Genomic DNA, 15208 nt, shown 5'->3' on the forward strand with positions numbered 1-15208 from the left:
TCTGATTCTAATTTTTGATTTCTAAAGCAAATTTTTTATGGAAAAGTAATATTAAAATAACCACGAAAAGCAAAACCCATTCAGGAAATACAAGAATAAACAGTAAATTTATTGCATTCAAACTCCGTTTAGCAGTAAAAACAGAAAAGTATGGGTCAAAGAAAAGTATTAGAATATTACGTTTTAGACGTATTCTCAAACGAGAGCTATAAAGGGAATCCGCTTTCTGTAGTTTTTACAGATGGAAATCTAAAACTAGAAACTTATCAGGATATTTCTAGAGAATTTCGCTATTCTGAAACCTCCTTTGTTTATTATTCTACAAAAGAAAAATCGCTTGTAGTACGTTCGTTTACTCCAACAGGAATCGAAATTGATGGCGCAGGACATAATTTATTGGGCGCAGTCTGCGGTGCTTTGCTAAAAGGACTTCCTATTTTTGATGAGCAAAATGAAAGTGAGCCTTTTGTAATTATGAAACATTCGGCAATTCCAGTAACGGTTAGTTTTGATCTGGATAATTTTTCTCCCGTTGTTCAAATGCATCAGAAATCGGCGGTTATCAAACAAGAAATTCCAACCTACAAAATTGCAGTAGCATTAGGTTTAAAAATTGAAGATTTGGATGTAAATGCTTTTGTGCCAACAATAGTTAAAACAGAAGTTGCACATACCATGGTTCCTATAAAAAACAGTCAGATCCTTAACAGTTTTATTCCCGACAGTCAGCTTTTAATCGAAATTTCGAAAGAATATAATTTTGAAGGATTTTATTGTTTCACCCCAGCTGAAGAAGGTTTAGACCACATAGTCGAAACACGATTTTTTAATCCGATAATCGGTATAAACGAAGATCCTGCAACAGGAACCGCAGCAGGACCTTTAATTGGTTTTTTAACGCAAAAGAAATTCACTAAATCTGACAAAGAATATAAAATTCTTCAAGGCGTAAAACTAAAACAGCCATCAATGATTGAAGTTATGAATCGCGAGGAAGATATTCTGGTGGGTGGTTCTTCGATTATAACGATGAAAGGAGAACTGTATATATAAAAAAAGCTGCATCTAGAAAATGCAGCTTTTTTTATATTCAAAACCAAATAAAAATTTAGTTTGTTTTCATTGGCGGTAAATCGAACGCTTTTGAATCGTGTTCGAAATTATTACGGTGTGCTCCATCGCAAAATGGTTTATTTGCAGAATGTCCGCAACGGCAAAGTCCTAGCGCTTGTCTTCCTTGTAAACCGTAAAGTGTTCCTTCTGGATCCATGATTTCAAAATCGCCTTCAATTTTGATTGATCCGTTTTTATTGATGATTAATTTTGTCTTGCTCATAAACTTGTTTTTTTCGGATGCAAAGATTGCGAAATATATCTTTATTTGTAAGTGCGAAACGTAGTTTAAACTGGTTCTATTTTATGTTGGATTTGCCACGAAGGCGCCAAGACGCAAAGTTTATTATTTCAAGCTCCCAATAGCTATCGGGATTAAAAGATTTAAGTTGATCAACATAGATGACTTTTTTAAGAAACTTCGATTCTTAAGAAAAGAACTTTGTGTCTTCGCGTCTTCGTGGCAAAAAAACCTACAGCGTCTTGTAAACAAAATTCTTAAATTTCACACTTCCTTTTCCAATCGAACAAAGACCAATTCTTAATCCCAAAAATCCGCTTAAGACATTATGATTATATCCTGAAACTTCTACCGAGTTTTCGATTTTTTTCCAGTCTTTTCCGTCTAAACTATAAAACATATCTACGGTATTTTTAATGTTTTTAAGTTTTAAAAAGACTTTTCTATTATGTGTATTTTTTTCTGTTGGAAACTGCCATCCTCTCAAATTTGCCAAAATATTGTTTTGATCGGCTAATATTCCTGAGTAATATTTATTGTCATAAAAAAGAACTAAACCGCCTGTTGCGTCACCTTCTATTTCCATTTCAACTTCGGCTGAATAAGAATGGCCGCCAGGAACAACTACGAGAGGAGAACTGTTTCCAACTCCGTCGCCTTTTCCTTCAATAGTCAAAGTGCTATTCGCAACTTTAAATCTTGAAGCTTCTACTCCGTTGTAAAACTTCCATTGCGGTTTTAAAGCCGATCCTGAGAAATTATCGCTTAAAGAAAACTCAGTAAGCGTTTTCCCTTCTGGTTTTGCAATCGGTTTATCGGTTTCGATATGATCTGGAACTTTATACCAACCGTCTTTTGTCCATTCTACAGGCTGAAGTAAAGTTTGACGTCCTAAATTGTAATAATCCTTTTCGTAACCGTGAAAAATCATCCACCATTTTCCGTTAATATCTTCAAAAATAGTACTGTGCCCTTTTGACCACCAAGTTTCAGAACTGCTATTGGTTCGTACAATTGGGTTATAAGGCGAGTTTTCCCAAGGACCAAGTGGCGATTTTGATCGTGCAGAAATCACCATATGACTTGTCGCTGGGCCAGCTGTTCCGCCCTCAGCAACTGTCAGATAATAATATTCTCCGCGCTTGAATAATTTTGGTCCTTCCATACAAAAACATTCAATACTCCATTCGCGCGGAATTTTCCATCCATCGTAAACATGTTTTAATTCGCTAGTTACTGAAAGTCCGTCTTTTGATAAGGCAACATAACCTCCATTATTGAAATACAAAAATCTATTTCCTTTATCATCTGTAATATGTCCAGGATCAATATTTCCGATTTTTAAATCTACAGGTTCGCTCCACGGACCATTGATAGAATCTGCTGTAACTACAAAATTGGTATTATTAGCAGGAAAATAGATATAATATTTATTGTTGTACTTTATTAAATCGGGCGCCCAAACGGATCCAACATATTTATGAAGCGCATTGGTTACAGGCTCCCAATTCATCAAATCGGTCGAATGCCAAATTAAAAGTCCAGGGTAATAATCGAACGAAGAATGAACGACATAATAATCTTTTCCGTCTCTCAGTAAACTCGGATCAGGATAATCTCCCGCAAAAATTGGGTTTGAATATTGTCCTTGCTTTAAATTCTTTTCTGATTGTGATTGAGAATAACCGTAATATGTAAACAATACTAAAATGGCTAAATATATTTTATTCATGTTTCTGATATTTTTTTTTCAAATATAGTCAAAAAGACCATAAGATATAATTGGCCACAGATTAAAAGGATTAGAAATGATTTGTGAATTGCCTCCAGCTTTAGCTGGATATAATAATTAGATTGCTACAAAAGGGCTTTAGCCAAAAATGAGACTATTTGGCTAAAGCCCTACCTCTTTGTACTAGAGAACCTCCAGCTAAAGCTGGAGGCAATTCACATTTCAAACTAAAATCCTTTTAATCCTTTTATCCCGATAGCTATCGGGATTGCGAGATTAAAAACATCACAATTCTCAGTAAAAACTCCAGTGAATCTCTGCGTAATATTAAAATCTCAATTCTATTGCTTATTTTTGCACTCAATAAAATTGAGTTATGACACAGAATCCAAAGAGATATACGATCACGGCGGCATTACCTTACACCAACGGACCTATTCATATTGGTCACTTGGCTGGGGTTTACGTGCCTGCAGATATATATTCGAGATATTTAAGATTGCAAGGAAAAGATGTAGCATTTATCTGCGGAAGCGATGAACACGGAGTTGCAATTTCGATGAAAGCCAAGAAAGAAGGAGTTACACCACAAGAAGTTATTGATAAATATGATGGAATTATTCGTAAATCGTTTGCTGATTTCGGAATTTCATTCAACAATTATTCTAGAACTTCTGCTAAAATCCATCACGATACCGCTTCAGAATTCTTTAGGACTTTGTACGATAAAGGCGATTTTATTGAAGAAGTTACCGAGCAATTGTACGATGCAAAAGCAAATCAATTTTTAGCAGACCGTTTTGTGGTTGGAACTTGTCCAAAATGTGATAATCCAGAAGCTTACGGAGATCAGTGCGAAAAATGCGGATCTACTTTGAATGCGACAGATTTGATCAATCCGAAATCGACAATTACGGGAGAAACTCCTATTCTTAAAGAAACAAAACACTGGTTTTTACCTTTAGATAGATATTCTGATTTCTTAACAGAATGGATTTTAGTCGGACATAAAAACGACTGGAAACCTAACGTTTACGGACAAGTAAAATCTTGGATCGACGGCGGATTGGAGCCTCGTGCTGTAACGCGTGACCTTGATTGGGGAATTGATGTTCCTGTTGAAGGTGCTGAAGGAAAAAAACTTTATGTTTGGTTTGATGCGCCTATCGGTTACATTTCTTCTACAAAAGAATGGGCAGCGCGCGAAGGAAAAGATTGGGAACCATATTGGAAAGATGAAGAAACCAAGTTGGTTCACTTTATCGGAAAAGACAATATTGTTTTCCACTGTATCATTTTCCCAGCGATGCTTAAAGCTGAAGGAAGCTATATTTTACCAGACAACGTCCCAGCAAATGAGTTTTTGAACTTGGAAGGAAACAAACTTTCGACTTCTAAAAACTGGGCGGTTTGGTTACACGAATATTTAGAAGAGTTTCCAGATAAACAAGATGTTTTGCGTTATGCGTTAACATCAAATGCGCCTGAAACAAAAGATAACGATTTTACTTGGAAAGATTTCCAAGCTAGAAATAACAACGAATTGGTTGCTATTTTTGGAAACTTCGTAAACCGTGTTGTGGTTTTAACCAACAAATATTATGACGGAATTATTCCAACGCCGAACGAATTTACAGAAGTTGACGAACAAACTTTAGCAGAATTAAAAGCGTATCCAGCCGTGATTTCAAGTTCGGTGGAACGTTACAGATTCCGTGAAGCTTTGGGCGAATTGATGAATGTTGCTCGTTTAGGAAACAAGTACCTAGCAGACGAAGAGCCTTGGAAAGTAATGAAAGACAATCCAGAACGCGTAAAAACTCAAATGTATGTGGCGTTGCAAATTGCTGCTGCGTTGAGCGTTTTGGCAGAACCATTTTTACCTTTTACAGCTGCTAAATTGTCAAGAATATTAAATTTAGGCGATTTGAAAGAACACTTTAAAGGATTTAGCAAATTCTTAAAAGAAAACCATCCTGGAGCTACAGATATTATTTTGGACAAAACATTAGGTTGGAATGACATTTCTGAAAACTCAGATTTAATTCCGGCAGGGCACAAAATTGGTGAGGCAGAATTGCTTTTCGCTAAAATTGAAGACGAAGAAATACAAAAACAAATAGACAAATTGGAAGCGACAAAAACCGCAAATATTGCTGAAAACCAAAAAGCAGAACCACAAAAAGACTTAATTCAATTTGAGGATTTTGCGAAAATGGATATTCGTATCGGAACTATTTTAGAAGCTGAAAAAATGCCAAAAGCAAACAAACTTTTGGTTCTAAAAGTAGATACAGGAATCGATGTTCGTACGATTGTTTCAGGAATTGCTGAAAGTTTTTCACCAGAAGAAATCATCGGAAAACGTGTTTCTGTATTAGCAAACCTTGCTCCAAGAGCTTTACGTGGTGTTGAAAGCCAAGGAATGATCTTGATGACAACAAATGCCGAAGGAAAACTGGTTTTTGTAAATCCAGATGCTGATGCGCCAAATGGAGCTACAGTAAATTAAGATTTTTAAAATTATATCACAAACATGTATTACAGAAGAAAAATCTTACTATCTTTGATTCAGGTTTTTGAAGGTGAATTAGAAAAAATTCAACTTCAAAAACTCTTATTTCTATATACACGTTCACAAAGACAAAAGAAAACATATGATTTCGTGCCATATAAAATGGGATGTTTCTCTTTTCAAGCAAACGCAGACCTACTTACATTAAAAAAATATGGAAATGTAAGTGAAAGTGATAAATCCTGGAAAAAAGAAGACGATGTAAATTATTTGAATGAATTAACGAAAGAAGATAAAAAGATAATTAGTGATTTTAGAATAATCTATGCTAATAAAACAAGCGAAGATTTGATTAATCTTACATATAAAAGATATCCTTATTTCGCTATAAATAGCATAATTGCACAAAATTATTTAAGTGAATCTGAAATTGAAAACTTAAATAATTATCGATCTTTTGACGAGGAAGTTATTTTATTTACCATTGGTTATGAGGGAATATCTTTAGAAAGTTATCTTAACAAATTAATAAAAAATAATATAAAGGTTCTATGTGATGTCAGAAAAAATGCACTAAGTATGAAGTATGGCTTTAGTAAAAGTCAATTAAAAAATGCTTGTAATGGTGTAGGAATAGAATACATCCATATTCCTGAAGTAGGTATTGATTCTGATCAAAGGCAAGAACTCAAATCTCAAATAGATTATGATGTTTTGTTTGACAAATATAGAGTACAAAATTTAAGTGAAACATTAGATAATCAAATAGAAATTCTAAATCTGCTTAAAACTAATAAAAGAATTGCTTTAACTTGTTTCGAAGCTGATGTTTGTCAATGCCATCGAAAGCATTTATCAGAAGCAATAACAAACTTAAAAGGTTTCAACTATAAACTAGAGCATCTATAATTTATGCCAATAAAGAAAATTCTAATAACGGTTACTACTTATCCATTACCATCTAGAAGCTATGATGAATTGGTTTGTACAGCTGGATTATTAGAAGATGGAACTTGGATAAGAATTTATCCTGTTCCATTAAGTTTTCTTAATCAAGTAAAAAAAGAAACCGGATTTAAAAAGTATACTTGGGTAGAATTAGATCTTAAAAAAAGAACAGACGATTTTCGTCCCGAAAGTTATTCTCCAAATAACTACGACATAAAAATTTATAATACTATAAACACAAATAACTTTTGGGAAGAAAGGAAACTTTTCTGTCTAAAAAATATTTATACCAATAGAGATAAACTTATAAATGATTCTAAAGCTCCTGCAAATATTTCCTTAGCAACTTTTAAGCCAACAAAAATTACTGGTTTTGAAATTGAAAATGATTCCAAAGAATGGAAAAATGAATGGCTTGAATTAAGAAAACAAACTAACCTTTTTGCAGAAATTGATAGTAATCCTGAAAAAATTATCAGGAAAGCACCATATAAATTTTATTATTTATTTGAAGATGACGAAGGCAAATCTTGCCGATTGATGATTGAAGATTGGGAAATTTTTGAATTATATTGGAATTGCTTGGCTAAGAGTAATAACAATGAAAAAGAAGCTATAAAGAAAGTTAAAAATAAATACTTTAATACTTTTTCTAATGAACATGACATATATCTTTTTTTAGGAACAACTATGCAATGGCATAGAAGAAGATCTAATAATCCTTTTGTAATTATTGGCATTTTTTATCCTAAAATAAAAAGCCAATACTCTCTCTTTTGACAAAAAAAATACAGATTTTTCTTATTTATAAAGTTTTTGTTTTATAAGTTTGCTCCGCAAAAAATACCCTTAAGGATTTTTAATTAAAACTTTAAGAGAATGACTAAAGAAAATCAAAAACCGACACACCACGATGTAATGCCATCGATGGCAAAATTCCTTTCAGACTTATGGTTTGAAGGCGATTTTAGAGAACAGCCCCATTATTTGTCTGAAATTTTCAAGCGAATTCTTGAAACAGAATTGGGAGATGACAAAGAGCTAAGATCAAAAATGATGGAATGCATCAAAACCAGTGAAATGCTTGCCGAAACACTCGAACCGTTTTCGGATAAACAAATTCAGAAAGCCTGCAGTAAAATTTTAGCTGCTTAAAACAACAAAAAAGCGTGAATCGATTACTATTTTTAATCGATTGGCGCTTTTTCCTTTCAAAATAGTCGCTTTCTAAGTTATCTTTGAAAAATAATACACGATTAAAATTCATTCAATGAAACTCACCAAACCAAGATTAGCCCTAATCTGCGGTATACTCTGCATATCTATTTTCCCGATATTGGTAAAATTACGTTTAACGCCAGGATTAATTTCGGCTTTTTACCGAATGTTTTTTGCTGTAGTGCTGCTTTTGCCTTATGTTATTTTCAGCGGAAACTTTAAACTTCCAAAGCTAAAATTTGCTCTTTTGGCAATACTTTGCGGTGTTTTATTCTCGTCTGATGTTGCCGTTTGGAATATCGCCATTCAGGAATCAAGCGCGACTCAGGCTTCATTGTTAACCAATTTATCACCTGTTTGGGTTGGTGTAGGTTCATTCTTTTTTCTGAAAGCAAAACCTGCCACAAATTTCTGGATTGGAACATTGGTCGCTTTATTTGGAATGGTAACTTTAGTCGGTTTTGAGTTTTTTATCGATTTAAACTTCGATAAAGCATTTCTATTTGCCGTTTTATCGGGCATTCTGTATTCCATTTATCTTTTGGTCAGCAAAAATGTACTTTCAGAAGTCGATGTTCTTTCTTTTATGACGATTAGTTTATTCGCTTCAAGCATCTATTTAGGAATTTTATGTTACGCATTAGGCGAACCTTTCACCGGATTTTCAAATGCTGGATGGTTTGTTCTCGTTCTTCAAGCTGTTATTTGCCAATTATGCGCTTGGCTTTCGATTAGTTATGCGACTCAGCACATGCGCGCAACGAGGGTTTCGCTAAGTTTATTAAGTCAAGCTGTAATTACCTCAATTTTAGCTTGGTTGTTTTTGGAAGAACAAATAACTTTACAGATGGTTTTCGGCGGAATCATTCTGCTTTTCGGAATCCGAATTACATTTTACGATAAAACGATTTCTTTGAAAGGGCTTTTTTCTAAGTAAAGAACAGCTCACAGATTTCCACAGATTTAAAGGATTAACACAGATTATTAATTAATTTTTTAAAAAAAATCTTTTTAATCCCAATAATCTGTGACAAAAAAATCTCTCGCAGATTCTGCAGATCAAACTGATTTATTTTCTATCTTAACAGAAGGCATTAGAAAAAAAATTAGTGATAATTCGTGAAATTCGTGGCAAAAAAACCTGAAACAAAGAAAACCTTAAACTTGAAACAAAAACACCATGTTACATAAAACTAAAATACCAAACTTAAAAGTAATCGCATTTGATGCCGATGATACTTTGTTTGTCAACGAACCTTATTTCCAAGAAACCGAACATAAATTTTGCGCTTTGATGGAAGATTACCTTTCGCATCAAGGCATTTCGCAGGAATTATTTAAAATAGAAATTGCCAATCTGCCTTTGTACGGTTACGGAATTAAAGGTTATATCCTTTCAATGATTGAAGCAGCAATGAATATCTCGAATAATACCATTCCGATGGAAGTCATTCAAAAGATCATTCAATACGGAAAAGAGTTATTAGAAAAACCTATTGAGCTTTTGGACGGAATTGAAGAAACGCTTGCTGCTTTAAAAGGCAAATACAAATTGGTTGTTGCAACAAAAGGCGATTTAAAAGATCAACACAGCAAATTGCATCGTTCTGGTTTAGGGCATTATTTCCATCATATCGAAGTAATGTCAGACAAACAAGAAATCGATTATCAGAAACTTTTAGGCCGATTAGATATTGAGCCACATGAATTTTTGATGATCGGAAATTCATTAAAATCAGATGTTCTGCCTGTTTTAGGAATTGGCGGTTATGCCGTTCACATTCCGTTTCACACTACTTGGGAACACGAAAAAATTAATCACACTATAGAACACGAACACTTTAGTTCATTTGAAACTATTGCAGAAGTGGTTCCGAATTTATTATAATGAAAACACTTTTAGACCTAGAAAATTGGAATAGAAAAGAGCATTTTGCCCATTTCAAACAAATGGAAGAGCCTTTTTTTGGTGCTACTGTAGAAATCGACTGCACTAAAGCGTATCAAACCGCAAAAAGCATCGGTGCTTCTTTTTTCATTTTCTATTTGCATAAAACTTTGGCTGCGGTAAACGCCATTGAAAATTTTAAATACCGAATTTCGGAAGATAAAATATACATTAACAACCAAATAGATGCGTCGGCAACTATTGGTCGTGAAGATGGCACTTTTGGGTTTTCTTTAATTGAATATCACCCAGATTTTAAAACATTTGAGCAAATTGCCTTAACTGAAATCGAACGCATTCAAAACACAACTGGGCTTTTTACGAGATCTTTTGATGATGATAATCTGATTCATTTTTCGGCAATTCCGTGGCTGAATTTTAGTTCGATAACCCATGCACGCAGTTTTACGTATCCAGACAGCTGTCCGAAAATTTCGTTTGGCAAAATGATGGTTTCCGAAACTGGAAAAAGAACCATGTCGATGGCCGTTTATGTGCATCACGGTTTGATGGACGGAATACATGTTGGCCAGTTTGTAGATCTTTTTCAAGAGCTTATGAATCAATAATAAGCGGAATGATTTTTGCGCCCAAAAACTTATGAAACGAATTGTCCTTTTTCTGTTTTTAATTTCTAGTACTGTTGTGTTAAGTCAAACAGTGTTGACTTCTTATTCCATTGATTTAAAAAACAAATTAGGCCAGTCCGAAATCATGACGGGAGAAAATACCACAACTCACGATGTATTTGTTTTTGCCGCAAGCGCAGACAGTCTTTCGATATTAAAATACAATAGCGCTTTATTCTTAAGAGATAAATTTGTTACTTCTCGCCAATACACCGAAAACAGATCCTTGATGGGATACAGTTTCAGCGAAGATGGGAATCCTACTTTATATTGGTTTTCTCAAGAAGAAAAAACAATCATTCTGATTAAATATTACTTGGAAAACAAAACTTCGAGGGCATTAAAATTTCAAATTCCGCTTGAAGACAACTATCTCTTAACGCAATATCAAAAAGATAACAATTTCTATTTATTGCTCCAAAGCAAAACAAAACAGGCATTGACTGCTTTTGTTTTTAAAAACGGAATGGCAGAGGAAAGGTTTCTCGATTTCAGTTCTTTCAAATTCATAGATAGAAAAACACAGCCCAAAACATTCAATCAGATTTTGAACGAAAATCCGATTGAGAAGATGGATGCTGGCGAGTATAATCCGTTGTATAAAGTTAGTGCTAAAAGCAAACTTTACACGCTTCCAAACCGTTTGATTCTAACTTTGGACCAAGGTTTCAGAAAGACACAATTGTTTGATATTAATTTAGACAATCAGGAAATAAAAGAGAAAACATTTGTGAAACCAGTTGGAGCGAAAAATCCAAAAACGTCAAACTCTTATTACCACGAAAACAAATTATATCAAATCAATGTAAATGCTGACGAACTTTTGTTTGACATAAAAGATTATGAATCTGGCGAATCTATAAAATCATTTACAGTCTCAAAACAAGATACTATTCGTTTTAGCAATTCGCCTTTATTGATGCAAATTGAAGATCGAGCGCCCAAACAATTAAAGAATACAGCAAAGTTTTTAAAAATATTATCTTCTCTTGATGCTGGAATTTCGGTTTATAAAAACCAAAAAAATCTCTTTATCACTTTAGGAGGATCGGGAAGCGATTTAAAATCGTTTTCAATGAACGGTTTTAATTTTAATGATCCTTTTGGAGATTTTCCATCAAACAGTTATTATAATGTTGAGACCAATTATTCTGCTTTTTTCGAAAGCATTTGGACAAAAAAATTGGAGTTAACCAAAGAAACGCATGAACCTTTTGGTGCCGATCAAGTTTATTATTTTTTAAATTCTCATAAAGAAGCCGCACTTTTTAGTACTCTTAAACTAAACAACTACACCATTTTAAGTTATTATGACATGGTTGCTAAACAAATTGTTTTGCGCAAATTTGCCGACGGCTTTAATTAAACAAATTCGTTATCAACAACTTACTTCAAAAACCCTGCATTTACGGGGCATTCCTTATTCTTTAATTTTTTGCCAATAGTCTTATTTTATTACTTTTTTGACTTTTAAAGAAAGTTTTTACTTACAATTTAATGTTGTTTTGGGCAAAAATTTAAAATTAAAAACAATGAAAAAAATTGTAATGACTCTTGCATTAGCTTTAGCGTTAACAGGAGTACGTGCACAAACAGAAAACAATAAAGGGTATAATAAATGGTCTGTAGATTTAGGAGCAGGTTTAAATAAGCCTCAACGGCCATTTAGCGATGGATATTCTACAAATACTGTAAGCCCATGGACTGGAGATCTAGGAGTTCGTTATATGTTTAACAACAAATTTGGTTTGAAAGCAGATTTTGGATACAACAGTTTTACAGCAAAAGGAAACTCTATTGATTTTGACTCAAAATACTACAGAGTAGATTTACAAGCTGTTGCCAACTTAGGACGCATCATGAATTTTGAAACATGGACCAACACTATTGGTTTATTAGGTCACGCTGGTTTTGGATACGCTCAATTAAGAAGCGATAATTTTAAAGGTGCAGATGAAATGGGTAACTTTATTGCTGGTGTAACCGGACAAATTAGATTATCAAACAGAGTTGCTTTAACGGGTGATTTCTCAACTATTCTAAACGCATCTCAAGATCGTACTTTTGAGGGAGCATATGCTGCTGGCAACAGAGGTTTTTCTGGATTGGCTTTTAACGGAACTGTTGGTTTAAACATTTACTTAGGCAAAAACACAAAACATGCAGACTGGACAGTAATTTCTAATGAAGATAGTGATATTTCTGCTTTAGAAAGCAAAGTAGCAGATCTTGAATCACAAATCAAAAACAGACCTGCTCAAAAAGAAGTAGTTGTTGAAAAACAAGTAAGTGCGCCACAACAAAATGATAATGAATTAATCAGAAAAATGATTAATGACAAGTATTTCAGTGTTTACTTCGATTTTAATAAAACAACTCCAATTGAGAACTCAACAGCTGCAATTGATATTGTTTTAAACTACTTAAGAAAAAACCCTTCTGCTACTCTTGACCTTATAGGTTATGCTGATCAAGTTGGAAAAGCTGAATACAACGAAAAACTATCTAACATTAGAGCAACAAACGTAAAAACAATTTTCGAAAAAGCTGGAATTGCTTCTTCTCGTTTAAATATTGTTGCAAATGGTGCAGATACCTCAATTCAAAAAGACTCTGAGGAAGCTAGAAGATTAGCTAGAAGAGTTACTTTTATTGTAAAATAACTTCTTTTTAAGACTTGATTAAAAGTCCTTAAGATTTTTTCTTAAGGGCTTTTTTATTTTTCAAAAATTTAAAATGATGTAAATACGGCATAAAATTTGAACAAATTGCTACTGAATATATTTTAAGAAGCACATTTATGAAAAAACGACTACTTTTTTTTCTTTTGTTTTCTAAAACAGTTTTGTTTAGCCAAACAGTATTAAATTCTTTACCATTAAATATAAACTTCTTATCAAAAACTCAGATTTTAAATATTGAAGACAAGAAAAACAAAGAAATCTATGCCTTTGCCTGGGACAAACAGAGCATAAACATTTTAAAATACAATCAATCTTTATTTCTAACGAGTCAGTTTACAGATTTAATTAAAAAAGAAGCAAATCGAAATTTAATTGGCAGCACTATTAGTGCCGAACAAAGGCCAACCTTGTACTGGATTTCAGGAAATAATAAAAATATTTTAATTACCACTTACAATCTTGACCGCAAAACATCAGAATCTGTAAATTTTGATTTTCCAAGAAATCATGATTATATAATAAATTCTTTTCAAGATAATAATGCCTTTTACATTCTTGCCAAAGAGATAGATTTCGAGCATCTTCTTTTGTATAGATTTGAAAATCAAAAGTGTGAAATTAAAATGCTTGATTTTTCTACTTTCACTTTCAAAAATAAAGGGAAAGTGAACATTTCTTTCAATGCGCTCATCAAACACTTTCCGATTAAAAAGATGGAATTGGATATTCTTAATCCCATTGATTTTACATCACAAATAAGTAAAATGTATGTGGTTAATGATTATCTTATTTTAACATTCGATAATCGTTTAGAACGAACACAAGTTTTTGAGGTTAATTTAAATACTGGCGCTATGAAAGAAAGAACTTTTGATCAGCCTGTTTCCAAAAACCCATTGCGAACATCAAATTCATTTTACAATGATGGAAAACTATTTCAAGTCGCGGCCAATAAAGAGGAATTACTGTTTCAAATAAAAGATTTTGATTCTAAAAATACCATTAAAAAATTTTCGTTTTCAAAAAATGATAGCATTCCATTTAAAAACTCACCTTTCTTTGTTCAAATTAATGACAAGAAACCGCAGCAATTAAAAACTACTGCAAAATTCCTTAAAGATTTAGACGGACTTACTGCTGGTATTTCCGTAGTTAAAAATCAAAAAAACAGTTTTGTCACTTTTAGTGGTTTTGGAGAATCTATCGATTATTATTTTAAATCTGATTCTCCTGATACTTTTGGAGTGCGTGAATATTATTCATTAAGCAAAGTAGTCTATTTTGATGCTGCCTTAAATGAAAATTTAGATTTCATAAGCAACAAACATTCAGAACCATTAGCAATTGAAAACTTATTTTACTTTTTAAACAACAACAAAGGCATTCAATTATACGATACGCTAAGATTAAAAAATTATTACATCTTAAGCTATTACGACAAAGCTTCTCAACAATTTGTTATGCGAAAATTTACTGATGGCTTCATGATGGAAGAAAATAGAAACCCAATCATAAACAAATCTATATTTTCAAATCCTGCTGCATTTGAGAAAATTAATTTTAAGAAGAATTAATCTTAAAGTCTAATGTTTTCGAGGTTTCTAAAAAGTGTAATGGATAATTTTTCTTAATTTTACAAAAAAGACACTTATTATGTTAGCAAAAAATATCGAATCGGCTTTAAACAAGCAAATCCGCATAGAAGCAGAATCTTCGCAAACTTATCTTTCTATGGCTTGTTGGGCTGAAGTACAAGGATTAGAGGGAATCTCCCAATTTATGTACACGCAGTCAGACGAAGAGCGCGCACATATGCTTAAACTAGTTAAGTATGTAAACGAACGCGGAGGACACGCTCAGGTTACAGATCTTAAAGCACCAAAAACAACTTATACTACTTTCAAAGAAATGTTTGAGGAGCTTTACAATCACGAACTTTTTGTTTCGAAATCTATCAACGAATTGGTTCATATTACTTTTGAAGAAAGAGATTACGCGACACACAATTTCTTGCAATGGTACGTTTCTGAACAAATTGAAGAAGAAGCTACAGCTAAGTCTATCTTAGATAAAATCAACTTAATTGGTGATGATAAAGGCGGACTTTATTTGTTTGATCGTGATATTCAGCAATTAACAGTTACGAGTTCAATTGCTATCAATCCTAAATAAAAAAGTTA

The 15208-nt window shown here is 33.1% G+C and carries 14 protein-coding genes; 12 read left to right on the top strand and 2 right to left on the bottom strand.

All coding sequences use genetic code 11. The annotated features are described in order from the left end of the window. Positions 1–150 precede the first annotated feature (150 nt). Entirely contained in the window at positions 151–1053 is a 903-nt protein-coding gene (locus AC5ZCW_RS04090) for a PhzF family phenazine biosynthesis protein (RefSeq protein ID WP_496118122.1), read from the top strand. Between the two features lie 55 nt (positions 1054–1108). On the opposite strand, the gene AC5ZCW_RS04095 is transcribed toward AC5ZCW_RS04090, so the two are convergent. Both AC5ZCW_RS04095 and AC5ZCW_RS04100 read right to left on the bottom strand, forming a co-directional pair. After that, positions 1109–1336 carry a CDGSH iron-sulfur domain-containing protein gene (locus AC5ZCW_RS04095; RefSeq protein WP_111377641.1) on the bottom strand — a complete coding sequence of 76 codons (228 nt, stop codon included), beginning with the start codon at positions 1334–1336 and terminating at the stop codon, positions 1109–1111. 250 nt (positions 1337–1586) lie between these two features. Further along, positions 1587–3086 (bottom strand): family 43 glycosylhydrolase, encoded by a 1500-nt coding sequence (locus AC5ZCW_RS04100; RefSeq protein ID WP_496118124.1) that lies wholly within the window; start codon positions 3084–3086, stop codon positions 1587–1589. Between the two features lie 376 nt (positions 3087–3462). Here AC5ZCW_RS04100 and metG point away from each other — a divergent pair, with 376 nt between their 5' ends. The 11 genes from metG (at position 3463) to AC5ZCW_RS04155 (ending at position 15200) form a co-directional block, all read left to right on the top strand. After that, positions 3463–5598 carry a methionine--tRNA ligase gene (gene metG / locus AC5ZCW_RS04105; protein ID WP_343540892.1) on the top strand — a complete coding sequence of 712 codons (2136 nt, stop codon included), beginning with the start codon at positions 3463–3465 and terminating at the stop codon, positions 5596–5598. A 24-nt stretch (positions 5599–5622) separates the two neighbouring features. Continuing rightward, positions 5623–6510 carry a DUF488 family protein gene (locus AC5ZCW_RS04110; protein ID WP_496118126.1) on the top strand — a complete coding sequence of 296 codons (888 nt, stop codon included), beginning with the start codon at positions 5623–5625 and terminating at the stop codon, positions 6508–6510. A gap of 3 nt (positions 6511–6513) precedes the next feature. Then, entirely contained in the window at positions 6514–7329 is an 816-nt protein-coding gene (locus AC5ZCW_RS04115; protein WP_496118128.1) for a DUF8758 domain-containing protein, read from the top strand. Between the two features lie 99 nt (positions 7330–7428). Then, the gene (locus tag AC5ZCW_RS04120; RefSeq protein ID WP_496118130.1) at positions 7429–7704 is read left to right on the top strand and encodes a hypothetical protein; all 276 of its coding nucleotides are present in this window, start codon (positions 7429–7431) and stop codon (positions 7702–7704) included. A gap of 115 nt (positions 7705–7819) precedes the next feature. Further along, entirely contained in the window at positions 7820–8704 is an 885-nt protein-coding gene (locus tag AC5ZCW_RS04125) for a DMT family transporter (protein ID WP_496118132.1), read from the top strand. A gap of 243 nt (positions 8705–8947) precedes the next feature. Next, positions 8948–9655, top strand: a complete 708-nt coding sequence (locus AC5ZCW_RS04130) for an HAD family hydrolase (protein ID WP_281634253.1) — start codon at positions 8948–8950, stop codon at positions 9653–9655. Then, entirely contained in the window at positions 9655–10284 is a 630-nt protein-coding gene (locus tag AC5ZCW_RS04135; protein ID WP_496118134.1) for a CatA-like O-acetyltransferase, read from the top strand. Before AC5ZCW_RS04130 ends, AC5ZCW_RS04135 begins: the two co-directional genes overlap by 1 nt. A 31-nt stretch (positions 10285–10315) precedes the next feature. Continuing rightward, complete coding sequence (locus AC5ZCW_RS04140) at positions 10316–11710, top strand: hypothetical protein (protein WP_496118136.1); 1395 nt, start codon at positions 10316–10318, stop codon at positions 11708–11710. A 166-nt stretch (positions 11711–11876) separates the two neighbouring features. Continuing rightward, positions 11877–13007 (top strand): OmpA family protein, encoded by a 1131-nt coding sequence (locus tag AC5ZCW_RS04145; protein WP_496118138.1) that lies wholly within the window; start codon positions 11877–11879, stop codon positions 13005–13007. Positions 13008–13144: 137 nt separating this feature from the next. Continuing rightward, positions 13145–14602: a hypothetical protein gene (locus AC5ZCW_RS04150; RefSeq protein ID WP_496118140.1), complete on the top strand. Its 1458-nt coding sequence runs from the start codon at positions 13145–13147 to the stop codon at positions 14600–14602. 79 nt (positions 14603–14681) lie between these two features. Then, positions 14682–15200, top strand: a complete 519-nt coding sequence (locus AC5ZCW_RS04155; protein WP_008465537.1) for a ferritin — start codon at positions 14682–14684, stop codon at positions 15198–15200. Positions 15201–15208 lie beyond the last annotated feature (8 nt).

It is taken from the genome of Flavobacterium sp. PLA-DH12 (genome assembly GCF_059511845.1).